Genomic DNA, 23619 nt, shown 5'->3' on the forward strand with positions numbered 1-23619 from the left:
CGGCGATAATACGCATTGAGCGCCAGCCGCTGGCTGGCATTCATCAATGCATCTTAAGTATGGAATCCCTCGATGAAGCAACTTCTTGATTTTCTTCCCCTGGTGGTGTTTTTCGTTTTTTATAAGCTTTACGACATTTATGTCGCTTCCGGCGCGCTGATGGTATCGACCACGCTTGCTCTGGCAGTGAGTTGGTTTATCTACCGCAAAATCGAAAAAATGATGCTGGTCACGTTTGCGATGGTGATGATATTCGGGACGCTAACGCTGGCTTTCCATAATGATGAGTTCATCAAGTGGAAGGTGACGGTGATTTACACGCTGTTCGCGTTAATTCTGCTGGTCAGCCAGTTCGTCATGAAGAAAAACGTGATTCAGCAAATGCTGGGAAAAGAGATCACACTGCCCCAGCAGGTTTGGGCGCGAATCAATGTCGCCTGGGCGGCCTTCTTCTTCCTGTGCGGGCTGGCGAATGTGTATGTCGCGTTCAGACTGCCGCAAAGCACCTGGGTAAACTTCAAAGTTTTTGGATTGACCGGTGCTACATTGGTATTTACCTTACTCTGTGGGGTCTACCTCTACCGTCATTTACCCGCAGACAAAAAAGCGGCGGAAGAGAACAGCAAAAACGACCACCATCCTTGAATTTTAACAACACCTTACCTGGATGATGTATTGAACCATTTATGAGCAATCAAGACTTTTTACCCCACGGGGAGCTGGTGTTACGCACCCTGGCGATGCCTGCCGATACCAATGCCAACGGCGATATTTTCGGCGGCTGGATCATGTCGCAAATGGATATCGGCGGCGCTATTCTGGCCAAAGAGATCGCTCACGGCCGCGTGGTGACCGTGCGTGTCGACGGCATGACCTTTTTAAAACCGCTGGCGGTGGGCGATGTGGTTTGCTGCTATGCGCGCTGTCTGAAGACCGGCCGCAGCTCCATTAATATCAACGTTGAAGTCTGGGTGAAGAAAGTATCTTCCGAGCCCATCGGCCAACGTTACCGGGCGACAGAAGCGTCGTTCACCTATGTGGCGGTGGACGAAGCAGGAAAATCACGGGAACTGCCTGAGGGGAAAAGCCATTTTACCGCAGAAAACCTTTAATAATTAGTTAGACAACGGGCACCCTCAGGTGCCCGTTTTTCATTAAACCTCACAACGCACAGATAGGCTCTCGCATCACTCCATCGCCGCCCCGCCATTGATTTTAAAGACAATCGTTACTACCAGATTATTAGATGGCTTGTTCTCTTCATATCGCCATTTCCGCATCGCCTGACGGATATCGCGCTCAAACATGTTTTTCGGTTCGGCAGACAGGATACGGATGTCGCTGACGCGCCCCGACCCATCGATATCAAATTGAACCTTCACCCGGCCTTCTACCCGCAGGGCAAAGGCGCGAGCTGGATATTCCGGCTGCGTGCGGCTCAACGGCAGAGGTCCGCTCACGGGTGCACTGGCCACGGGCGCCTGACGAACCGGGGCATTGTTAGGCGCCTTCGTCGGTTCATTGCTGGTGAAAGGCGATTCCTTCGGCTCTTCAACCGGCTTCGGACTTTCCTTTTTCTTCACCGGCTTGGGTTTCGGCTGCGGTTTAGGCTTCGGTTTAGGTTGCGGCTTGGGTTCAGGAACCGCAACGGGAACGGGTACAGGCTCCGGCGGCTGAATTTCAGGCTCGGGTTCAGGTTCAGGCTGGGGCGGCGTCGGCGCGCTTTCCGGCTGAGGCGCAGGCGCGGCATCAACCGGCGCCGGAGCAACCAGCGTCATGGTAATAGGCTGTGGCGCCTGCTGCACCGTCGCCGAGCGGTTAAGCGAAGCATAAAGCATGGCTGCGATTAAAGAACCGTGAAATGCCACGGAAACGATCACAGGCCATGAATAACGGCGGGTAAGGAAATTCTTTTTTTGCGGCATAGTATTACGGTGTCCTCTCAGGCCGCATCAAGTTTAAATGCAAATAGCAATCATATTCAACATGAAGCCTTCTAATTGTAAAAATAAACCCAAATCCAGAAACATTCATTTGCAAACTCAAGGGGTTGCCCTTCTCCTGACATACCGTAAGATGAACAAACAAAACGCTTCCCGACAATGATAGAGGTCAATATGTTCTATGTTATCTTTTCAACTGACGCCGCAGGCACTTCAGAAAAACGTCAGGCGTCGCGTCCAGACCATCTTGCACGCCTGCAAACGTTGCGCGATCAGGGTCGTTTGTTCACTGCCGGTCCGCTACCGGCCGTAGACAGCAACGATCCGGGCAGCGCCGGTTTCACCGGTTCCGTGGTGATTGCCGAATTCCCTTCCCTGGCGGAAGCCAAAAGCTGGGCGGATGCCGATCCCTATGTCGCCGCAGGCGTGTATCAACAGGTCATCGTCAAACCGTATAAACAGGTATTCTAATCGACCCACGCTTTGATTCGATATTCAACGCGAAAATCCCACAACGCTGATGAACGCCTGCGACGAGCTGACGTCATCAAACCTGTGGGATATCCCGTTCATTCCAGCTTTCCCTCACCAGCCTGACATCCCAATATCGCGACAGCCTGTAAGAAACCGCCTTCAAGTGACAACGTCACCTGCCGGGTCAAGTTTTTCATTATCAATCGTCTCGGGATGTCTACAGCGACAAGCCCAGTATCTCTTATCAAACGGCAAATTATCACGCGTGAAGCAATGCTAACCCTATGAAATAATTTGGTCATTAAGCAATGGTACGGTGGCGATACTATCTTTTTTGATTGAAGAGACCTATCACCATGGCAGCTCGCCTATCGCACCGTAACGGACTATTCCGCAGACTGTCGCAGTTCCGCCCCAGCTTTCTTTCCGGCCTGATCTTGATCATCGGTTTATTTTCCCTACTGCAGCTGCTGTCCATCGGCGTCCTCTCGCAGACCGTGACACAGGTAAAGCAAGGCAGCCACACACAGGATATTCAGGGACAACAACAGGCATTGATGGATCAGACCCGCATGGAGGTCATGAACGCCAGCGATAAACTTAACCGGGCGGGCATTTACCTGCTTTATGATAAGGAGAGTGGCTCGGTTGGCAGCTGGCAGAGCCTGATGGAAGAAGCCGAAACCTCATTAAAACTGGCGAAGTCGCACTATCAGCAGTTAATGAACGCGGTGCCTTCCGACCAGCGCGACGCGGCGTTTTCCGAGTTGACCACCCATTATCAGCAGCTTTACGACGGTCTGGTTGAGTTAGCGCAAGGCATTAAACAGACCAACGAAATCGATATTTTCTTTGCGGTGCCCATTCAGGCTTATCAAAATATGTTCACCCAAAGTTATGCCAGATATCTCAAGGACAGCGATCAGCGTCAGCAGCAAACCGCTCAGCAGTTGATCGGTCAGTTGGACCGGACGCAAACCGTGTTTATCGCGGTGCTTGCCGCCCTGCTGGTGATTGCGGCGCTGGTGTGGTCCGGCGTGACGCGCCTGATCGTCCGACCGCTGCACCATATCCACCAGCATCTCCAAAACATTGCCGCAGGCGACCTTTCTCAACCGCTGACGCAAAGTGGTCGCACTGCACGGGAGATTAATCAGTTAAGTCAGAGCATTATCGTGATGCAGACCGGGCTGGTCACCCTGATCGATCAAGTCCGCGAAGGAATGGAAACGATGTTGGGCCACGTTGCTCAGGCCAATGACGACAACCAAAAACTATCAACGCAGGCCGAATGTCAGTTCAAAGAACTGCGCGCGGCGACAGAACACGTTGAGGAACTTAACCAGCACTTGGAAAAACACGAGCGGCATACGCAGCAAGCCAGTAGACACGCCGAAGAAACCAGCCACATCGCCGGAAAAGGCGAGAAAATGATGGACGACGTCAGGGTCGCCATGCGGGCAATATCCGATCGCAGCCAGCAAATGACCGATGTCATCAGCCTGATCGACAATGTCGCCTTCCAGACGCATATCCTGTCATTGAATGCGGCAATCGAAGCCGCACGGGCGGGCGTTCAAGGACGTGGTTTCGCGGTTGTGGCGCGTGAAATCGGCACATTGGCGTCACAAAGCAGTCACTCGGCGCAGAATATCAACGCCCTGATCAGTCAATCGGATCAGAGCGTATCCAGCGGTGCGCAGCGAGTTAATCAACTCAATGACAGCTTGCAGAACATTATTCGCGCGGCGAGAGAAACGAGTTCGTTTCTGAATGAGATAACGACGATTGCGCAGCAACAAAACCGCAGCATTCACGAGGTCACGCATCGCATTAGCTCATTGAATGAATCCGTGAAGCAAAATGCCGGTCAGGTCGCCGCGTCGGCCGACACCTTCTCGTCGTTGTTACAGCAGGCGGCGCAGTTAAATAGCGCCGTCTCGGTGTTCCGTTTGCCGGAACCCTCGCAGAATGAGGTGGATTATTCCGCGCCAGAACGACACGCGGTGTCAAATGCCAGCGTTATGGCAGACGGGCATCCATCGGAGCCTCAAGCCAGAGTTAGCGTTTTGTCGGTGAAAAACCCAATCGCGTCAGCGGATTACCATTCGTAGGCGACGGCGTAGAGCAGCGCACGGCGCTGTTTCTTCTGCTGTAAATAGCGAGCGGAGTGGATATGACGATAGCCGCGGGACTGGGCCTCTAGCCAGCGGCGTCGGCGGCGCTGAACCTGGCGTTGCATACGCCAGCGGCTGACTTCGTTAGGGCTGCGTTTCATGGAAGACTCTTTTTGTCAGAAAGCGGAACGCCGCACATTATACGCCCCCGACCGCATCATCCAAGTCGTCTTTGCGTTTTTCGCCCCGTATTGCCGTCAGTCGTCGCCTATTCTATTCAGACTCAAGACATTTCCTCTTTCGGTCAACTATGCGTACACTTTGCTGATAAGCATTCGCTGAAGGGAACGGTGCGCTTTGCCATGACTACTTTTTATACGGTATTGAGCTGGATGTTGGTATTCAGCTATTGGCTGTTAATCGCCAGCGTCACGCTGCGCATTTTGATGAAACGACGGACTGTTCCCTCCGCCATGGCCTGGCTGCTGGTGATTTTTATCCTTCCGCTTTTTGGTATCGTCGCCTATCTGTCTTTCGGCGAACTGCATCTGGGTAAACAACGCGCCGAACGCGCTCGCAAAATGTGGCCCTCCACCGCAAAGTGGCTGCGAGAACTCAAAAGTTACAGCCGAATTTTCGCCACCGAAAACAGCGAAGTCGCGAGCGCCCTGTTTCAGCTTTGCGAGCGACGTCAAGGGATCGCCGGCGTCAAAGGCAACCAGCTACAGCTCATCACCTCCTTTCCAGACACCATCAAAGCCTTGGTGCGCGACATTGAACTCGCGCGCAACAATGTTGAAATGGTGTTTTATATCTGGCAACAGGGCGGGCTCGTCGATGAGGTCATGGCCGCGTTGCAGACGGCGGCGAAACGAGGCGTCCACTGCCGTATTCTGCTGGACTCCGCGGGCAGCAGAACCTTTTTGCGCAGCACGTATCCGGACATCCTGCGCACCTCGGGCATTGAGGTGGTTGAAGCGCTGAGGGTCAATATTTTCCGTGCATTCCTGCGCAGGATGGATCTGCGCCAGCACCGCAAAGTCATTCTGGTCGACAACCGCATCGCCTATACCGGCAGTATGAATATGGTCGATCCCCGCTACTTCAAGCAGGAGGCTGGCGTCGGACAGTGGATCGATCTGATGGTCCGCGCGGAAGGGCCCGCCGCCACGACGATGGGCGTGATTTACAGCTGTGACTGGGAGATGGAGACCGGTAAACGCGTGCTGCCGCCGCCGCCGGACGTCAACATCATGCCGTTTGAGCAAGAGAGCGGTCATACCATTCAGGTCATTGCCTCCGGGCCCGGCTACCCTGAGGACATGATCCATCAGGCGCTGCTGACCTCCGTTTACGCCGCCCGCCGCCGTCTGATCATGACGACGCCCTACTTCGTTCCCAGCGACGATCTGCTGCACGCCATCTGCACGGCGGCGCAGCGAGGCGTAGACGTCAATATCATCGTGCCGCACAAAAACGATTCGGTTCTGGTGGGATGGGCCTGTAAAGCCTTTTTCAGCGAACTGCTCAGCGCCGGGGTAAAAATCTATCAGTTCCAGGGTGGGTTGCTGCATACCAAAAGCGTCCTGGTCGACGATCAGCTGTGTTTGGTCGGCACCGTCAATCTCGACATGCGCAGCCTGTGGCTCAATTTTGAGATCACGATGGTGATTGACGATGCGGACTTCGGCAACGACTTGGCCTGTGTGCAGGACGACTACATCGCCCGTTCGCGCCGGCTGGAAGAAGGGAAATGGCAAAAGCGGCCCTATTGGCAGCGCATTGTTGAGCGCCTGTTCTACTTTTTCAGCCCGCTGCTGTAAACCCCGTGCCCTTCATGGTCTAATAACACGCCTTGTGGATGAATAGGACTGTCTCATGGATTTAAATAACCGCCTGACTGAAGATGAAGCGCTGGAGCAGGCATATGACATCTTTCTGGAGTTAGCCCCGGATAATCTCGACCCCGCTGACGTCTTGCTGTTTAACCTGCAGTTTGAGGAGCGCGGCGGCGCCGAACTGTTTGACCCGGCAGAAGACTGGCAGGAGCACGTCGATTTCGATCTGAATCCGGACTTTTTCTGTGAAGTTGTGATCGGCCTGGCCGAAAGCGAAGACGCGGAAATTAATGATGTGTTTGCTCGCGTGCTGATTTGCCGCGAAAAAGACCATAAGCTGTGCCACATTTTGTGGAAAGCGTAATCCCTCTTTTTCAGTGTCACTCCGGCCTGAATCAGGCCGCCAACGTCGCCGCAAGCTAAGCCTCTTTCCTACTCTGCAACATAGCAGGCGCTGTGCGGCGATAGCCTCTCCCTGCCAACAGGGAGAGGCTGGTACAAACGCGACCGTACAACCTTGAATTACGACAAAGGCGAGACTTTAAGACACGAGACCGCGTGCTCAATTCCGCCTTCTAATTGCGGACGCGTTTGGCTGCACTCGGGGCCGACGATCGGACAGCGCGTACAGAATACGCAGCCCGACGGCGGGTTGATGGGGGAAGGAAGATCCCCTTCCAGCAATTGAATCTGCTTGTTGCGCTCTTTGTCCGGATCCGGGATCGGCACGGCCGACATCAGTGCCCGAGTGTAGGGATGCAGCGGATTGCGATATAGCGCGCTGTCTGTGCCCAGCTCCACCGCATGTCCCAAATACATGACCAGAACACGATCGGAAATATGCTTCACGACCGACAGGTCATGAGCGATGAAGATTAGCGCCAGCCCCATTTCCCGCTGCAACTGCTGCAACAGATTTACCACCTGAGCTTGTATAGACACATCCAGCGCGGAAACCGGCTCGTCGCAGATAATCAGCTTGGGCTGCAAAATCAGCGCCCGAGCGATGCCGATGCGTTGGCATTGGCCGCCGGAAAACTCATGCGGGTAGCGGTTGATGTGACTCGGCAGAAGTCCGACTTTTTTCATCATCGTCTTGACCCGCTCTTTGACGTCGGCACGGGAAAGCGCCGGACGATAGGTTTTAAGCGGTTCCGCGATGATTTCACCTACCGTCATCCGAGGATTCAGCGACGCCAACGGGTCCTGAAATATCATCTGGATATCGCTACGCACATCGTGCCATTGTTTGTCGTTGAATCCCTGCAGATCCTGCCCCAACCAGCTGATTCTGCCGCCGCTGGCTTTGACCAGCCCAATGATGGCCCGCGCCAATGTTGATTTGCCGCAGCCGGACTCGCCGACGATCCCTAAAGTTTCTCCTTCATAAAGACGGAAAGAGACGCCGTCGACCGCTTTTAATTTCTGAGGCGGCTGCCAGAACCACTGTTTTTCGCTGCGCACATCGAAATGGACTTTCAGGTCATCGACCTCAAGCAGCGTCTTGCGTTGTCCTATTGAACTCATAGCGTCACCTCCTCGACACGACGGAAGCAGGCGCGCATCCGCCCCTCTTCAAACTCGGTCAACACGGGCGTCTGCTCGCACTCCGGCAAGGAGTACGGACAACGCGGTTGGAAAGGACATCCCAACGGCAATCGCAGTAAGTTTGGCGGATTACCGGGGATCGTCGCCAACACGTCATTCTCGACATCCAGCCGCGGCACCGCATTCAACAGCCCGATCGAATATGGGTGCGTCGGCGTGTAAAAAATATCGCGCGCGGACCCGTATTCCATTGTGCGTCCAGCGTACATTACCAGCACTTTGTCGCAGATCCCCGCGACCACGCCAAGATCATGCGTGATCATAATAATGGCCGTATTGAACTCTTGCTGTAGCTCGCCGAGCAGCGTCATGATCTGCGCCTGCACGGTCACGTCCAGCGCCGTCGTGGGCTCATCGGCGATCAGCAGTTTGGGCCGGCACAACAGGGCCATGGCAATCATGACGCGTTGACGCATTCCTCCGGAAAACTCATGCGGAAACATACGCATCCGCTTTTTCGCTTCCGGCATTTTCACCGCATCCAGCATCTGCACTGACTGGGCGAAAGCATCATGTTTACTCAGTTTTTTGTGCAACATCAGGACTTCCATCAGCTGCTCGCCTACGCGCATGTAAGGATTCAGGGATGTCATCGGGTCCTGAAAAATCATGGCGATCTCCTGGGCACGCAGACGATTAAGCTGAGATTCTGGTAGGTTGAGTATCTCGCGTCCGTCGAAGCACGCGGAGCCACTCACTTTCCCATTAGCCGCCAGTAGCCCCATCAGCGCAAACGCTGTCTGCGACTTTCCGGAACCCGATTCGCCCACGATGCCCAGCGTTTCGCCCGCATGGAGCGAGAAGTTCAGGTCATTCACCGCCGTGGCCGCGCCATCCGGCGTATTAAAGACGACCCGCAGGTCGTTGACGCTGAGCAGCGGTTCGCGGGATTGTGTCGTTGTTATCATCTCGCCTCTCCTCAGCGGTCTTTCGGATCGAGGGCGTCACGTAAGCCATCGCCGATAAAGTTGAAACAGAACAGCGTCACCACCAGGAAACCCGCCGGGTAGAACAACAACCAAGGCGCCACTTCCATCGAGTTGGCGCCATCGTTCAAGAGCGCGCCCCAACTGCTCATGGGTTCTTGCGTGCCCAACCCCAAAAAACTCAGGAAGGATTCAAACAGGATCATGCTAGGAACCAGCAACGAGGCATATACCACAACCACGCCCAACACGTTCGGGACGATGTGTCTGAGGACGATGCCGCGTGTCGACACGCCGCCGACCAACGCAGCCTCGATAAACTCTTTGCGCTTGAGACTTAGCGTCTGCCCCCGGACAATGCGCGCCATGTCCAGCCACGACACCATGCCGATGGCGACAAAAATCAAGAGCATGTTCTGCCCAAAAAACGTCACCAGAAGAATCACGAAAAACATAAAAGGAAATGAGTTCAGAATTTCCAGAATACGCATCATGATCGAGTCGACCGCCCCGCCCATGTAACCGGACAACGCGCCATACAACGTGCCTACCACGACCGCCACTAACGCCGCAGCCACGCCCACCATCAGCGATACCCGACCGCCCACGGCCACGCGTACCAGCAAATCGCGTCCTGAAGAGTCCGTGCCGAAATAGTGTCCACTCGCCCTATCCGGCGCGGCCGACATCATGTTCCAATCCGTATCGGCATAATCAAACGAAGAAAATTGCGGCGCGATCGCAACAAACAGCGTGATTAATAACAGTAACAGAAGGCTCGTCAGCGCCGCGCGGTTATGTATGAAACGGCGACGGGCGTCCTGCCACAGACTGCGGCCTTCCACATCCAGCTGTTCGCTAAAGCGGTCCAACGCATCACGATTTTTTTTATTCCAAAACATCTGCGCCTCGACTTAATAGCGAATTTTGGGGTCGATTACCGCGTACAGCACGTCAATAATCGCGTTAAACAAAATGGTTAGCGCCCCGACCAAAATGGTCAGGCTCAACACTAGCGAGTAGTCTCGGTTCTGCGCGCCATTGACGAACAGTTGGCCAATACCCGGCAGGCCGAAAATAGTCTCTATGACCATCGATCCCGTGATGATGCCGACGAAGGCGGGCCCCATGTAAGACAACACCGGCAACAGCGCCGGTTTCAGCGCGTGGCGCAGGATAATCTTGCGCATCGGCAATCCTTTAGCGCGCGCGGTACGAATAAAGTTGGAATGCAACACTTCGATCATGGAACCGCGTGTGATGCGGGCAATACTGGCGATATAAGAGAGCGAAAGCGCGACCATCGGCAAAATAATGTATCTGGGCGCCCCGCCATTCCAGCCACCGCCAGGCAGCCATTTCAGTATGATCGCGAAGACCAATACCAGTAGCGGCGCGACGACAAAGCTCGGGATCACCACGCCCGTCATCGCAAATCCCATCACCGTAAAGTCCCATTTCCCGTTCTGGTTTAACGCCGCCACCACGCCCGCGGATACGCCCAAAATGATAGCCAGCAGAAACGCAGCGGCGCCAAGTTTGGCTGATACAGGAAAGGCGCGTAGCACCAGATCGTTCACCGAATAGTCTTTGTATTTGAACGAGGGTCCGAAATCCCCGTGCGCGAGCTGCACTAAATAGTGCCCATACTGCGTGAGAATAGGATCGTTCAGATGGTATTTGGCCTCGATATTGGCCATGACTTCCGGCGGGAGATTGCGCTCGCCGGTAAAAGGACTGCCGGGGGCAAGCCGCATCATGAAGAAAGAGAGGGTGATGAGTACGAAGAGTGTCGGTATCGCTTCCAGACACCGACGAAAAATAAATTTAAGCATGGGCCTTACCTATCAAACCGGTCAAAAAAAGCGGTTTTTATTATTGCAAGGCTGCCGCCCGTGCTGGCGCGGCAGCAATGAGCTTATTGTTTGATAATGTAAAGATCTTTGACTTTTACGTAGTCCAGCGGATCTTTCCCGGTCAATCCGCCGACGTACGGTTTAACCAACCGCAAATTGGCGTAATAATAAATTGGCGCGATCGTCGCATCCTTATCCAGCTGCGCTTCCGCCTGCTGATAAAGTGCGGCTCGTTCAGCATCGGTTTTTGCCGCCAGCGCTTTATCCATCAATTGGTCAAACCGCGGACTGTTATAGTGCGAGGTATTACTACTGCTGTTAGAGACCATGCTATTCAAAAAGCCGGACGGCTCGTTGTAATCCGCACACCATCCGCCCCGCGCCAGGTCGTAATTGCCCTGATGTCGATTATCCAGGAAGGTTTTCCATTCCTGATTTTCCAGTTTTACATTGACGCCGATATTGCTTTTCCAGATTGACGCCGCCGCAATCGACATCTTTTTATGTAAATCGGAGGTGTTGTACAGGAGTGTCAAAGTCAGCGGTTTTTCCGCGCTGTAGCCGGCCTCGGCCAATAATCTTTTCGCTTCTTCGTTACGTTTCTGCTGAGACCAGCTTGCCCACTCCGGTTTCAACACGGCCATACCATCAATATATGGCGGGGTGTAACCAAAGGCTGGCGTATCGCCCTGATTTTTTACCTTGTTGGTCAGGATGTCCTGATCGAGTCCCAGACGCAGCGCGTTGCGCACTCTGACATCATTAAACGGCGCTTTCTGATTATTGATTTCGAAATAATAGGTGCACAGATAAGGATCGGCGTGAACTTCGCTCGGGATCTCTTTTTTTAATTTTTGGAACAATTCGATCGGAAGGTAATTATAGGTCATGTCGATTTCACCGCTGCGATAGCGATTGACGTCGGTCACTTCCGAAGTGATAGGCAGGTAAACGACTTTGTTGATGACGGTATGCGCGTTGTCCCAATAATTGGGGTTTCTCTCAAGCACAAGTTTCTCATTGACCACCCACTCTTTCAGCTTATAGGCACCGTTACCGACCCAGTTTGCAGGCTGCGTCCATTTTTCGCCGAATTTTTCGACGGCTTTTTTATATACCGGGAAGGTCGCCGGATAGACCAGCAATTTATAGAAATAAGGGACCGGCTGACTTAATGTGACCTGTAGCGTGTGATCGTCTAGCGCCTTAATGCCCAACGTATCGGTGGCTTTTTTACCGGCCACCACATCGTCAATATTCACGATATGGCCGAATTGCAGGTAAGAGGCATAGGGAGAAGCCGTTTTTGGATCGGTCACTCGCCGCCAACTATATACAAAATCGTCTGCGGTCACCGGATCGCCATTAGACCAACGGGCATCTTTACGCAGATGGAAGGTCCAGACCGTAAAATTCTGGTTATCCCAGCTTTCCGCCACGCCAGGAATGATCTTCCCGTCGGGGTCGGTGTTGACCAGCCCTTCCAACAGATCGCGCGACACATTGGTTTCCGGTACGCCTTCGATTTTATGCGGGTCCAGCGACGCAACTTCTGCGCCGTTATTTCGCACCAGCTCCTGTTTATCCGCCAGCTGCACACCGGGCGGGACCACGGCAGCCCAGCTCGACATCGATACTGCTGCGCTAAACATGCCCAGTGCCGTCATGAACCGCCGCGGTTGAAATCTGAGTTTTGCCATTGTTGATTATGCTCCTGTTGTGCTTTTTTATTGCACGACGTCGACCCACCACGCGGCGCTTTCAGGGAACGAGTCTGATGGTCGCCACGTGCTGCCCCTATCGTTTTCATCATTAAGGAACACAATGCGTTCCCCAGCAATGAAATCAGGCTCATCGAGTCTCAGTCATGCGTCTACCCTAACCTCGCCGTTTACAGAGAAACGCAGCGTCTCGCTATCCCCTGAGAAAAATGGCTGAAGAGAAACGGCATGGTAAGTTTAAATTAACTTACCTTTAGTAATGATTAAACACCTAATCAAGCCGACGCTAGCAAAAGAATGACGCTACGCCAATAGAATTCACGTGCTGTTACTTAATTTTCTATTGTGAGAAAACTCTGCGGAAAATATGAACAAAGCCTTCCGTCATCACATTAAAATTATAGCGTTATGTAGGTTATTTTTTATGTAAAACAGGATATCAACCTACCATAAGAAGTTGTTATTACTGATTCACGCATTTGCTCCTACAGAGCTCAGCGTGTCACTTTTGATAATCATTCGTCAATGACTGTGGGGATAATCACAAAAAACAGAGTGCGCGGTCTCAACCTCGCACGCTAACATCAAGATCCATGCCGTTATTTGTTTCGCTCCGCCTCAATAAACCATCAATATTTTTTATATAAAAAAACCGGCTGACGCATGGGCGACAGCCGGTAAGTCCAGTGATCGAATAATCAGATAATAGAAACGGCGCTTATAACAATCCGGGGAACGTCGATCTCAGGCCGGTCACAATAAATTCGATACCGAGCGACATCAGTAATAAGCCCATGATACGAGTGACGACGTTAATACCGGTTTGCCCCAGTAGCCGGACAAGCATTGGGGCGGCACGAAATAATAGCCAACAACAAAATGAAAACAGGGCGATGGTTAATGACAACCCAACCAGGTTGGGCCAACCATGATATCGAGAGCTCCATACAATGGTGGAGCTGATAGCACCGGGTCCCGCCATGAGCGGTAGCGCCAAAGGGACGACCCCAACGCTTTCGCGGTTGGCGTTTTCCGTTTTTTCCTGCTTATTCTGTTTATGCTCACCCAGCTTACCGCCAATCATCGACATCGCGATCGTCATCACCAGAATGCCCCGGCGATACGAAATGAATCAATGGAAATACCGAACAACCGCAGAATGCCATCACCGAAAAATAAGGAGACCCAGAGAATAAGAACAACGGAAACATTCGCCGTTAAATTCGTTCTGTCTCGTTCATTATTATCCTGATAACTGGTCATCCCTATAAATACGGGTAAAACGCCGATAGGGTTAACGAGGGCGAATAAGCCGACGAAAAATTTTATAAAACTGGAAAAATCCAGCACAGAATGCATCACACCGCACCTCAGACAGTCTTCAGGAAGATAAGAGAATTACGGGCGCATTGTAATGAAAATAAGACGACACGTCCCTCTCGATAATCGAATATTCCTCTGTTTTTTTCTATGTAAGTAAAATAAACAGGTAAATACACTTTTCAACCAAAAACGTTAACTTTTCGAAATGACCTGATTTTGATTGGTTTTAACTATCAATCAAAATAAGCTGAATGGAGTCAGCCGGTAAAATATTGGACCAGGATCACAAAAAGACGATTGATAACCCTGTAGTCTGATCGCAATCGCTAAAACGAGACCCACAGAATAAATAGCCAAAAAAGTATTTGGCTTCAGCCCCCCATGGGGGGTAGCAGAGCAGCAGCCAACAACGACCCGTGTTGACTTCGGTAATGAGTATAGCGCGAGCTCTTTGAGTCAATGGGGCGCGGACAGATGCCACGGCATTGCCCCCCGTAATACCAGCATGTCGACAGACGTGACTGCCCGTTAAGCGGCAACTATTGACTGAAAGAGTTTGAATAATTACAGGAGATCATTATGGCCGTAACCAATGTGGCAGAACTTAACGCACTGGTTGAACGTGTAAAACACGCTCAGCGCAAGTTTGCCAGCTTTTCACAAGAGCAAGTGGATACCATTTTCCGTGCTGCCGCTCTGGCTGCCGCAGATGCCCGTATCCCTCTGGCGAAAATGGCCGTTGCCGAATCAGGCATGGGGATTGTCGAAGATAAAGTGATTAAAAACCATTTTGCCTCCGAATATATCTACAATGCCTACAAGGATGAAAAAACCTGTGGCGTTCTGTCCGTCGACGATGCTTTCGGTACCATCACCATTGCAGAACCTATCGGTCTAATCTGCGGTATCGTCCCCACGACCAACCCGACCTCCACGGCGATTTTTAAAGCATTAATCAGTCTTAAAACCCGTAACGGCATCATATTCTCCCCTCACCCACGCGCCAAAGACGCCACGAATAAAGCGGCGGATATCGTGCTGCAAGCCGCCATTGCGGCGGGCGCGCCGAAAGACATTATTGGCTGGATCGATGCGCCTTCCGTCGAGCTGTCTAATCAATTAATGCACCATCCGGATATCAATCTGATCCTGGCGACAGGCGGTCCCGGCATGGTGAAAGCAGCCTACAGTTCCGGTAAACCGGCTATCGGCGTCGGCGCAGGCAATACGCCGGTCGTAATTGACGAAACCGCGGATATCAAACGTGCGGTGGCTTCCATCCTCATGTCCAAAACCTTCGATAACGGTGTGATTTGCGCGTCGGAGCAGTCCGTCGTCGTCGTGGATGACGTCTATGACGCCGTACGTGAACGTTTCGCCTCCCATGGGGGCTATTTACTGCAAGGTCAGGAGCTGACGGCCGTTCAGGGCGTCCTGTTGAAAAACGGCGCGCTGAACGCCGCAATCGTCGGTCAGCCAGCTGCAGATATCGCTAAACTGGCTGGCATCACCGTGCCGGCAAAAACCAAAGTGTTGATCGGCGAAGTCAGTAAAATTGATGAATCTGAACCGTTTGCACACGAAAAACTGTCTCCGACACTGGCGATGTACCGCGCGAAAGACTTTGACGATGCGGTAGCGAAAGCGGAGCAACTGGTCGCGATGGGCGGTATCGGCCATACCTCCTGCCTTTATACCGATCAGGACAACGAAAAAGCGCGCATTGATACCTTCGGCGACAAAATGAAGACCTCGCGTATTCTGATCAACACCCCGGCATCTCATGGCGGGATCGGTGATTTGTACAACTTCAAACTGGCGCCGTCATTGACGCTGGGCTGTGGCTCATGGGGCGGTAACTCGATTTCAGAAAACGTCGGGCCGAAACACCTGATCAACCGTAAAACGGTAGCGAAGCGAGCTGAAAATATGTTGTGGCACAAAATTCCCAAATCTATCTATTTCCGCCGGGGGCTTTGCCGCTGGCGCTTGAAGAAATCGCGACGGAAGGCGCCAAGCGCGCTTTCATCGTCACAGACCCGTTCTTGTTCAACAATGGCTACGTCGATCAGGTCACCAGCGTGCTGAAACGCCATGGCATGGAAGTGGACGTGTTCTTTGAAGTGGAAGCCGACCCCACCCTGAGCGTTGTACGACGCGGCGTGGAGAAGATGAACGTATTCAATCCTGATGTGATTATCGCGCTGGGTGGGGGTTCCCCGATGGATGCGGCGAAAATCATGTGGGTACTATATGAACATCCAGACGCACACTTCGCGGACCTGGCTCTGCGCTTTATGGATATTCGCAAACGCATCTATAAATTCCCCAAAATGGGGGTCAAAGCGAAGATGGTGGCGATTACGACCACTTCCGGTACCGGTTCAGAAGTGACGCCGTTCGCCGTCGTCATCGACGATGCGACAGGTCAAAAATACCCACTGGCAGACTATGCGTTGACGCCGGACATGGCCATCATCGATGCCAATCTTGTGATGAATATGCCGAAATCGCTGTGTGCATTCGGCGGTCTGGATGCGGTAACACATGCGCTGGAAGCCTATGTTTCCGTACTGGCTAACGAATACTCGGATGGTCAGGCCTTGCAGGCATTGAAACTGCTGAAAGACAATCTGCCGGCAAGCTACCACGAAGGCGCCAAGAATCCGGTTGCCCGTGAGCGTGTGCATAACGCCGCCACTATCGCCGGTATCGCATTTGCTAACGCCTTCCTCGGCGTATGCCACTCCATGGCTCATAAGTTAGGGTCAGAGTTCCATATTCCACACGGCCTAGCCAACGCCCTGTTGATCTGCAACGTTATTCGTTATAACGCGAATGACGTACCGACCAAGCAGACGGCGTTCAGTCAGTATGACCGCCCGCAGGCACGTCGTCGCTATGCTGAGATTGCCGATCATCTGGGTCTGAGCGCAGCAGGCGACCGGACGGCGCAGAAAATTGAGAAGCTGCTGGGCTGGTTGGAGTCGCTGAAGAAAGAGCTGGGTATTCCTGCTTCTATTCGTGAAGCGGGCGTTCAGGAAGCTGACTTCCTGGCCAAAGTGGATAAGCTGTCTGAAGATGCTCTGGACGACCAGTGCACTGGAGCAAACCCACGCTTCCCGCTGATTGTCGAAGTGAAGCAAATTCTGCTGGATAGTTATTATGGCCGCACGTTCTCAGAACAAGACGACGCGGCCCCGGCCGTTGAACAAACAAAAGCGCCCGCTAAAAAGCGCAAAAGTGGTAAATCGTAAGTTAATTAAATACCCACTGTTGTGACTCTCCAAACCCCGTGTCGTTGACGCGGGGTTTTTTATTAACCGTCAGCAAAGCCGCACATAAGCCGACATTGCATGCAGGGCTAAAAGAACGTGGCGTCACAAGAACACGGCGCCAGCGTTGTATTGAGGCTACGGATGGGAAGGATATGCCTGGGAGAAGCGTTGACGCGTTATTTTTTATCAGTGGGAAGGTATCGCCCTCCTGCGCCAATTAAGATTCTGTGGTTGTTCGTGATGAGCCGTTTGTGTATGCCTAGCCATAGGCGTGAATCTTTTAAACACAGAAACACGACTAACATGCGCGACGTAACGTGATGCACCCCAACATAATACGGAGTAAAAACACCACAATTTCAGGTTGAAACGGTCAGGCCGAAAGATTCATGGTGCTTATTAATATGACTTAACTGAAAAGTGTGGACGGGATAAAATTTTCTTTATATCAATAGTTACAAAAGTAAGTATGTCCTAGGGTTACTCAATTATTTCATACCTTTTGCTATAAAACCGTTAACCTGCGGACTCATTTGGCGTGAAAATAATATGGATAAATTAAGGGTAACGCCGTATGGCGACCTTCCGAATGAAGGATGGCGAGATGCCAACATATAATTTATGAGTCAATAGTTCTGGTCAGAGGTTCTTTTCTTATTCGGTTTTAAATAGACCTTCATAATCCACATGATACGTTGTTCATCAGGCTAAGAAGTGCGCCCATAGCGCAATCTTTTGCGTTGTATTGTAAATAGCCTCTCTCTGGGAACACTTGGCTTATTTACGCGAAGAACGAGTCTTTGGGCTCTGGTTAGCCTTAAAATAAATTCGACCGATATCAAATACAGTGAGGATCTCTACATCACGCGTCATGATTTGGAATTGATTGTAACAATCTCACTAAAGAGACTTTAGGCGAGCAGCATTTACGCTATTCCCTGCGGAGACAGCGCGAGTAATTGAGCCGTTTAAACAGGACAAATTGCGATTAATTGTTGGCTAAACAAACCGTGACAACAGGTCGGACCATAATTCATCCAGCAGGACGTAACCAAATGTATTAGCAATTCTGAAAGATTTATATCGGTCACCCGATACGTGATGACTGTATTAGATTTGTTATTTTTGGGGATAATACAAATCTACCTATTGCAGAAAATAAAATAGCGCTCTATTATCTCTCGTACAGCCACTAATTAAATATATTTTGAGACTAATACAATGAGCGAAGCACTAAAGATTCTAAACAACATCCGTACCCTGCGCGCCCAGGCAAGAGAATGTAGTCTGGAAACGCTGGAAGAAATGCTGGAAAAACTGGAAGTCGTGGTTAATGAACGCCGCGAAGAAGAAAGCCAAGCTCAGGCAGAAATTGAAGAACGTACCCGCAAATTGCAGCAGTACCGCGATATGTTAATTGCAGACGGTATCGATCCGAATGAACTGCTTCAGTCTTTAGGCTCTACTAAAGTTGCCGGTAAAAGCAAACGCGCTGCTCGCCCTGCTAAATACCAGTACACTGATGAAAATGGCGAAGTCAAAACCTGGACTGGTCAGGGCCGCACTCCGGCAGTGATCAAAAAAGCTATCGAAGAACAGGGTAAATCTCTGGATGACTTTCTGCTGTAATAGCATTACATAATTAATTCTTATGAAATACCCCCTGCATGCAGGGGGTATTTTTTTATCTTGATGACAGGAGAATTACGCTGGGCGGGATAAGGTGAAAGCCCTCTGTACTTGCACAGAGGGCTAAAAATAATTAGCTATTTTCTTCCTGAACAGCAGTTTTCAACCACTCGTTGAACTCTGTACCCAGCGTTTTATGACGTAACCCATATTCAACGAAAGCTGACATGTAACCCAGCTTATTACCGCAGTCATGGCTGATACCTTTGAGGTGATAAGCCTCAACGGTCTCTTTATCCATCAACATGGCGATAGCATCGGTCAGCTGAATTTCGTTACCCGCACCCGGAGGCGTTTTCTTCAGGAAGTCCCAGATTTGATCTGAAAGGACATACCGCCCCACCACGGCCAAATTAGACGGCGCCTCATCCGCTTTAGGTTTTTCAACCACGCCAACCATTGGTGCGCTATCACCGGGCTTCAGCGCCCTTCCCTGACAATCCACAACGCCATAGCTGCTGACGTCTTCAACAGGCTCAACCATAATCTGGCTGTGTCCTGTTTCTTCGAAACGTTGTAGCATTTCGCTCAAATTGTCTTTCTTCAGGTTACTTTCGTATTCATCGATAATCACGTCCGGCAAAATAACCGCTACGGGTTCGTCGCCTACCAGCGGGTAAGCACACAATACGGCATGCCCCAGGCCTTTAGCGACGCCCTGACGTACCTGCATAATAGTGACATGCTCAGGACAAATAGATTTAACCTCATCCAACAACTGACGCTTAACGCGCTTTTCCAACATAGCTTCAAGTTCAAAGCTGGTATCGAAGTGGTTTTCAATCGAGTTTTTGGAGGAGTGCGTAACCAGAATAATTTCGTTAATGCCTGCCGCAATACATTCATTGACTACGTATTGAATTAAAGGTTTATCAACCAGCGGTAACATTTCCTTAGGAATAGCCTTAGTGGCTGGCAGCATACGCGTACCCAGCCCGGCCACAGGAATGACCGCTTTTTTTACTTTTTTATTGACAGCTGACATAAACAACCTCGTATATTTCGTTCAAATAATGAGCTTTATTTATCTTCTAAACATAAGCACTGAGTATATCAGTTCCGATACGCATTGCCCGGTACTGACTCATACTCGGAAAAAGAAAGCGCATTACCCCTCAAATTGTAGAAAATCAAATAATCACAATGCGTCGCTACAGGTTGAAGTATGCTTATCTCGGTGACCATCGGATTAATCCGTAGAAACCATTAAACGTAACTGCCCACCACTTCCCCATATCTGACACTGCCACGATTCGCACTGATAGCCGAGTTGATTGAGATAAGCGCTGTCCTTTGCACCCAGCGGAATACCGCTGTGCAGCATCAACTGATTTTCTTTTACGCTAAGCGTCGCATGTAATCCTGCAGAAATAAGAATCAGTTTTTTTACACTGTGATGGTAATACCCAACCAATAATGGAAACTCGCCTTTAAGCCCGGCATGGCGCAACAATTGATTCACTTGTCTTAACAACATAGATAATTCAGGTTGCTTCCGCTGCTGGTTAGTAAGGTGCTCACGTAACAGCCCATTGAATAATGCGCGTAATAACAATGCAGCCACCACACCATTATTATGATCGGCCTGTGTCACATCCAGACAGTAAAAAGCCAGTTCATCTTCCGATAACGCCACGATATCCAATACCAACCCTGGATGATCCGCAACGGTTAGCTGCCGATAATTAATACGACACTGGGCAATCGTTTGATTAACGGGCGGCTGTAATTGCTCGAGAAGCTTGTTGACATCGGCCGGGCATTGATTCAGCGATTCCATATCCTGCATTAATTTGTCGACTTCACTGACTTGGGAAGTAAACATGTCAGGATAGAGGCATGACATTACCGTTTCACGTAATCGGTTATAATCATTGACCGGTTTCAGCAGGACATCCTGCACGCCGAGCCGTAATATTTTCGCCACATCCGCCATATGACTGGTCGCCGAAATAACCAGAATGGGCGTTTCTGTATTCTGCTGACGAAATCGATCGACAAACTCAAATCCACCCATCGTAGGCATATTCAAATCGCAGATGATCAAATCCGGCTGTTGGTGAGTAATCATATCGAAGGCATTCTGGCCGTTGTCCGCTTCAATGATGTTGGCACCCAGTGAAGTCAGATAACCCGCTAGCACAGAGCGGAAAACAGCCTCATCCTCAACGATTAAAATCTCTTTCCCCGTTAATGGTCGTGCCATTAGTTACCCCTTAAAACTCAGTCTGTTCATATTCATCTTGCTGATGTTGTAATTCAGGCTACCCGACGGTGATCAGGTAGCCCGGTAAACCAATGGCAATAACATCTCTCGTTGTTTTTCCACCGCCAGTCTGCCCGCATCCATGGCTTCCTGCGCGCGATGAAAATCCAACGTCGCTATCTGCGGGCAGTAGGGTTGAATCAGCACGTCTGGCGGATCGCCGGCCATACGACTCATTTTCAGACGGTTCTCGAGCACCTGAATTGAGGTGCTCATAATCTCCATCGCCGTGGGTCTGACTTCCGCAGGCTGTCGCCCTCCCAGATGAAGTCGTTCACGTATTCGCTGCGACCATCCCCCCACAGACACGACATCCATCTCCGGTTGCGGCGGTTTCACTGAAAGCAAATCGTGACTTTTCAGACTTGCATCATGCTGTAAGTCAACGGCAATCACGATATCTGCCCCCATCGCCCGCGTTAATGACACGGGGACAGGATTGACGACCGCGCCGTCCACCAGCCAGTAGCCGTTGAACGCAACCGGCGATAGCAATCCCGGCATACTGCATGAAGCGCGTATAGACAGGTGTAGGTCACCTTCTGTTAACCAGAGTTCACGACCTGTACTCAAATTGGTGGCGACCGCGCCAAACTTGATCGCGCAATCTTCAATACACTGGGTACGCAACAGCCGACGAACCTGTTCGAAAACGCGATCGCCCCGCAGTAATCCCCCTCGGCGCCAGGATAGATCCATCAATCGGATCACATCCCAATAGCCAAAACCACCGACCCAACGGGCCATGCTGTCCAACTGGTTGGTCGCATAAGCAGCGCCGACCAACGAGCCGACCGAACATCCGGCGACGATCTCAGGCTCAATGCCGAGTTCCTTTAACGCTTTAATGACACCAATATGTGCCCATCCCTTTGCGGCACCGGACCCCAAAGCCAATCCGACCTTGACCTTACGCATGGTTTCCCCCCTGCCTGCTTTATTCTAGACTACATTGCCATGCGTCAAACTCGCTGGGTACTATATGAAGCGTTTTTAAGATACGTCTCAATTATTTAATTCATAAAAAAATTATTAAGGTAGATATTGTGTCCGAATGTTGCTTTTGCGGCAATCAACAACCTTTTTCACGCTGCTGTGAGCCTTATATCAACGGTGTAAAGACTCCTCCCACCCCTGAATCCTTGATGCGATCGCGTTATAGCGCTTATGTTCAGCAAAACGTCGACTACCTGATCGCCACATGGCACCCCTCGTGCCTCGCCGAGAATTTCAGAACAGAGATCGCGGCAACCTGCAACAACACCGAATGGCAGGGTCTAAACGTATTGGCGAAGCGTGAGGGAAAGGAGGCTGATGAGGGATTCGTCGAGTTTGCGGCACGCTATGCAGACAAGGACACGCCTCAGCGCAACGTGTTGATGAGAGAGCGCTCACGCTTCCTTCGCCATCACGATCGCTGGTACTATGTCGACGGCGTTCATCTGTCGACCGGCAGAAATGAAGCCTGTCCCTGCGGCTCAGGTAAAAAATACAAAAAGTGCTGCGGACAATAGAGTAACAGCCCGCCTTTTCGGCACGGCTCAATAAAAATGATTGATATTTGCTTTGGACAGGATCGACACCCCCATGCAATCCCATAATATGCAAAGAAAAGTTCTACGGACTATCTGCCCTGATTCAAAAGGGTTGATCGCGAAAATCACCAATATTTGCTACAAGCACGAACTGAACATCGTGCAAAACTCCGAGTATGTCGACCATCGTACCGGACGTTTCTTCATGCGCACCGAATTGGAAGGCATCTTCAACGATACGACGCTGCTGGAAGATCTGGACAGCGCTTTACCGGTAGGCTCTGTTCGTGAACTGAGCGACGCAGGCCGTCGCCGCATTGTGATTCTGGTGACCAAAGAAGCCCACTGCCTGGGCGATCTGCTGATGAAAAATGCCTATGGCGGTTTGGATGTCGAAATCGCGGCGGTCATCGGGAATCATGAAACATTACGAACATTGGTTGAGCGTTTCGATATTCCGTTCCATCTGATCAGCCACGAAGGGTTGTCCCGCGACGAACACGATCAACAGATGATCGCTCAGATCGACCAGTATCAACCGGACTATGTTGTGCTGGCGAAGTACATGCGTGTCCTGACCCCGGCATTCGTTCAGCACTATCCGAATCAGGTCATCAACATCCACCATTCATTCCTGCCCGCTTTTATCGGGGCACGCCCATACCATCAGGCGTACGAGCGCGGCGTTAAAATCATCGGCGCCACCGCTCACTATGTAAACGACAGTCTGGATGAAGGCCCGATCATCATGCAGGACGTCATTCATGTTGATCATACCTATACGGCTGACGACATGATGCGCGCAGGTCGCGACGTGGAGAAAAACGTCCTTAGCCGGGCTCTCTACCAGGTGCTGGCTCAGCGTGTTTTCGTCTACGGAAATCGCACGATCATCCTGTAACGCACAGCCTCATGCCGTATAGCTGCTCAAGACAGCGGCAGAAGGCATAAAAAACCGGCAAACGAATCTGATTTTACCGGTTCAGACTTTACAGGGGCGCGGCATTTGATATGATGCGCCCCGCTTAACACAAAACACGTTTCA

Annotated in this window: 19 protein-coding genes and 2 pseudogenes; 10 read left to right on the forward strand and 11 right to left on the reverse strand. The window is 51.3% G+C overall.

Annotated elements, in window-relative coordinates:
- Positions 1–72 precede the first annotated feature (72 nt).
- Positions 73–645 carry a septation protein A gene (locus tag CKQ53_RS14250; protein WP_094117592.1) on the forward strand — a complete coding sequence of 191 codons (573 nt, stop codon included), beginning with the start codon at positions 73–75 and terminating at the stop codon, positions 643–645.
- Between the two features lie 41 nt (positions 646–686).
- Entirely contained in the window at positions 687–1112 is a 426-nt protein-coding gene (yciA, locus tag CKQ53_RS14255; RefSeq protein ID WP_026742465.1) for an acyl-CoA thioester hydrolase YciA, read from the forward strand.
- 75 nt (positions 1113–1187) lie between these two features.
- On the opposite strand, the gene tonB is transcribed toward yciA, so the two are convergent.
- Positions 1188–1925 carry a TonB system transport protein TonB gene (gene tonB, locus CKQ53_RS14260; RefSeq protein WP_094117591.1) on the reverse strand — a complete coding sequence of 246 codons (738 nt, stop codon included), beginning with the start codon at positions 1923–1925 and terminating at the stop codon, positions 1188–1190.
- Positions 1926–2117: 192 nt separating this feature from the next.
- On the opposite strand from tonB, the gene CKQ53_RS14265 reads away from it, so the two are divergent.
- Positions 2118–2414, forward strand: a complete 297-nt coding sequence (locus tag CKQ53_RS14265) for a YciI family protein (RefSeq protein WP_094117590.1) — start codon at positions 2118–2120, stop codon at positions 2412–2414.
- Between the two features lie 359 nt (positions 2415–2773).
- The gene (locus CKQ53_RS14270; RefSeq protein ID WP_118895129.1) at positions 2774–4531 is read left to right on the forward strand and encodes a methyl-accepting chemotaxis protein; all 1758 of its coding nucleotides are present in this window, start codon (positions 2774–2776) and stop codon (positions 4529–4531) included.
- Here CKQ53_RS14270 and CKQ53_RS18485 read toward each other — a convergent pair.
- On the reverse strand, positions 4519–4695 hold the full coding sequence (locus tag CKQ53_RS18485) for a YciY family protein (RefSeq protein WP_099045355.1): 177 nt from the start codon (positions 4693–4695) through the stop codon (positions 4519–4521). The two genes, CKQ53_RS14270 and CKQ53_RS18485, sit on opposite strands and share 13 nt — an antisense overlap.
- A gap of 201 nt (positions 4696–4896) precedes the next feature.
- Here CKQ53_RS18485 and cls point away from each other — a divergent pair, with 201 nt between their 5' ends.
- Together cls and CKQ53_RS14280 are read left to right on the forward strand one after the other, a co-directional pair.
- Positions 4897–6357, forward strand: a complete 1461-nt coding sequence (cls, locus tag CKQ53_RS14275) for a cardiolipin synthase (RefSeq protein ID WP_085651368.1) — start codon at positions 4897–4899, stop codon at positions 6355–6357.
- A 55-nt stretch (positions 6358–6412) separates the two neighbouring features.
- Positions 6413–6736 (forward strand): HI1450 family dsDNA-mimic protein, encoded by a 324-nt coding sequence (locus tag CKQ53_RS14280; RefSeq protein WP_085651369.1) that lies wholly within the window; start codon positions 6413–6415, stop codon positions 6734–6736.
- Positions 6737–6894: 158 nt separating this feature from the next.
- On the opposite strand, the gene oppF is transcribed toward CKQ53_RS14280, so the two are convergent.
- The 6 genes and pseudogenes from oppF to CKQ53_RS14310 form a co-directional block, all read right to left on the reverse strand.
- The gene (gene oppF, locus CKQ53_RS14285) at positions 6895–7899 is read right to left on the reverse strand and encodes a murein tripeptide/oligopeptide ABC transporter ATP binding protein OppF (protein WP_094117589.1); all 1005 of its coding nucleotides are present in this window, start codon (positions 7897–7899) and stop codon (positions 6895–6897) included.
- Entirely contained in the window at positions 7896–8888 is a 993-nt protein-coding gene (gene oppD / locus CKQ53_RS14290; protein ID WP_085651371.1) for an ABC transporter ATP-binding protein, read from the reverse strand. Before oppD ends, oppF begins: the two co-directional genes overlap by 4 nt.
- A gap of 11 nt (positions 8889–8899) precedes the next feature.
- The gene (gene oppC, locus CKQ53_RS14295; RefSeq protein ID WP_085651372.1) at positions 8900–9808 is read right to left on the reverse strand and encodes an oligopeptide ABC transporter permease OppC; all 909 of its coding nucleotides are present in this window, start codon (positions 9806–9808) and stop codon (positions 8900–8902) included.
- Positions 9809–9820: 12 nt separating this feature from the next.
- Entirely contained in the window at positions 9821–10741 is a 921-nt protein-coding gene (oppB, locus tag CKQ53_RS14300; RefSeq protein ID WP_085651373.1) for an oligopeptide ABC transporter permease OppB, read from the reverse strand.
- 83 nt (positions 10742–10824) lie between these two features.
- Positions 10825–12429: an oligopeptide ABC transporter substrate-binding protein OppA gene (gene oppA / locus CKQ53_RS14305; protein ID WP_085651399.1), complete on the reverse strand. Its 1605-nt coding sequence runs from the start codon at positions 12427–12429 to the stop codon at positions 10825–10827.
- A gap of 772 nt (positions 12430–13201) precedes the next feature.
- A pseudogene (locus CKQ53_RS14310) lies at positions 13202–13845 on the reverse strand (YchE family NAAT transporter).
- A gap of 540 nt (positions 13846–14385) precedes the next feature.
- Between CKQ53_RS14310 and adhE the strand changes: the two are divergent.
- Together adhE and hns are read left to right on the forward strand one after the other, a co-directional pair.
- Positions 14386–17063: pseudogene (gene adhE / locus CKQ53_RS14315) on the forward strand (bifunctional acetaldehyde-CoA/alcohol dehydrogenase).
- A 1242-nt stretch (positions 17064–18305) separates the two neighbouring features.
- Positions 18306–18713, forward strand: a complete 408-nt coding sequence (hns, locus tag CKQ53_RS14320) for a histone-like nucleoid-structuring protein H-NS (protein ID WP_026739418.1) — start codon at positions 18306–18308, stop codon at positions 18711–18713.
- Between the two features lie 133 nt (positions 18714–18846).
- Here hns and galU read toward each other — a convergent pair whose 3' ends face one another.
- From galU to rssA, 3 genes are all read right to left on the reverse strand, one after another.
- The gene (gene galU / locus CKQ53_RS14325) at positions 18847–19758 is read right to left on the reverse strand and encodes a UTP--glucose-1-phosphate uridylyltransferase GalU (protein WP_085651376.1); all 912 of its coding nucleotides are present in this window, start codon (positions 19756–19758) and stop codon (positions 18847–18849) included.
- 204 nt (positions 19759–19962) lie between these two features.
- Entirely contained in the window at positions 19963–20979 is a 1017-nt protein-coding gene (rssB, locus tag CKQ53_RS14330; protein ID WP_085651377.1) for a two-component system response regulator RssB, read from the reverse strand.
- A gap of 72 nt (positions 20980–21051) precedes the next feature.
- Positions 21052–21957 carry a patatin-like phospholipase RssA gene (gene rssA / locus CKQ53_RS14335; protein WP_085651378.1) on the reverse strand — a complete coding sequence of 302 codons (906 nt, stop codon included), beginning with the start codon at positions 21955–21957 and terminating at the stop codon, positions 21052–21054.
- Positions 21958–22085: 128 nt separating this feature from the next.
- Here rssA and CKQ53_RS14340 point away from each other — a divergent pair, with 128 nt between their 5' ends.
- Positions 22086–22553 carry a YchJ family protein gene (locus CKQ53_RS14340; protein WP_085651379.1) on the forward strand — a complete coding sequence of 156 codons (468 nt, stop codon included), beginning with the start codon at positions 22086–22088 and terminating at the stop codon, positions 22551–22553.
- A gap of 73 nt (positions 22554–22626) precedes the next feature.
- On the forward strand, positions 22627–23475 hold the full coding sequence (gene purU / locus CKQ53_RS14345; RefSeq protein WP_085651380.1) for a formyltetrahydrofolate deformylase: 849 nt from the start codon (positions 22627–22629) through the stop codon (positions 23473–23475).
- Positions 23476–23619 lie beyond the last annotated feature (144 nt).

Origin of the sequence: Lonsdalea britannica (assembly GCF_003515985.1) — a bacterium.
Taxonomy (GTDB): domain Bacteria; phylum Pseudomonadota; class Gammaproteobacteria; order Enterobacterales; family Enterobacteriaceae; genus Lonsdalea; species Lonsdalea britannica.

Coding starts and splice junctions, on each gene's coding strand:
- CKQ53_RS14250 (WP_094117592.1), top strand. CDS start 73: ATGAAGCAACTTCTTGATTTTCTTCCCCTGGTGGTGTTTTTCGTTTTT.
- yciA (WP_026742465.1), top strand. CDS start 687: ATGAGCAATCAAGACTTTTTACCCCACGGGGAGCTGGTGTTACGCACC.
- tonB (WP_094117591.1), bottom strand. CDS start 1,925: ATGCCGCAAAAAAAGAATTTCCTTACCCGCCGTTATTCATGGCCTGTG.
- CKQ53_RS14265 (WP_094117590.1), top strand. CDS start 2,118: ATGTTCTATGTTATCTTTTCAACTGACGCCGCAGGCACTTCAGAAAAA.
- CKQ53_RS14270 (WP_118895129.1), top strand. CDS start 2,774: ATGGCAGCTCGCCTATCGCACCGTAACGGACTATTCCGCAGACTGTCG.
- CKQ53_RS18485 (WP_099045355.1), bottom strand. CDS start 4,695: ATGAAACGCAGCCCTAACGAAGTCAGCCGCTGGCGTATGCAACGCCAG.
- cls (WP_085651368.1), top strand. CDS start 4,897: ATGACTACTTTTTATACGGTATTGAGCTGGATGTTGGTATTCAGCTAT.
- CKQ53_RS14280 (WP_085651369.1), top strand. CDS start 6,413: ATGGATTTAAATAACCGCCTGACTGAAGATGAAGCGCTGGAGCAGGCA.
- oppF (WP_094117589.1), bottom strand. CDS start 7,899: ATGAGTTCAATAGGACAACGCAAGACGCTGCTTGAGGTCGATGACCTG.
- oppD (WP_085651371.1), bottom strand. CDS start 8,888: ATGATAACAACGACACAATCCCGCGAACCGCTGCTCAGCGTCAACGAC.
- oppC (WP_085651372.1), bottom strand. CDS start 9,808: ATGTTTTGGAATAAAAAAAATCGTGATGCGTTGGACCGCTTTAGCGAA.
- oppB (WP_085651373.1), bottom strand. CDS start 10,741: ATGCTTAAATTTATTTTTCGTCGGTGTCTGGAAGCGATACCGACACTC.
- oppA (WP_085651399.1), bottom strand. CDS start 12,429: ATGACGGCACTGGGCATGTTTAGCGCAGCAGTATCGATGTCGAGCTGG.
- hns (WP_026739418.1), top strand. CDS start 18,306: ATGAGCGAAGCACTAAAGATTCTAAACAACATCCGTACCCTGCGCGCC.
- galU (WP_085651376.1), bottom strand. CDS start 19,758: ATGTCAGCTGTCAATAAAAAAGTAAAAAAAGCGGTCATTCCTGTGGCC.
- rssB (WP_085651377.1), bottom strand. CDS start 20,979: ATGGCACGACCATTAACGGGGAAAGAGATTTTAATCGTTGAGGATGAG.
- rssA (WP_085651378.1), bottom strand. CDS start 21,957: ATGCGTAAGGTCAAGGTCGGATTGGCTTTGGGGTCCGGTGCCGCAAAG.
- purU (WP_085651380.1), top strand. CDS start 22,627: ATGCAATCCCATAATATGCAAAGAAAAGTTCTACGGACTATCTGCCCT.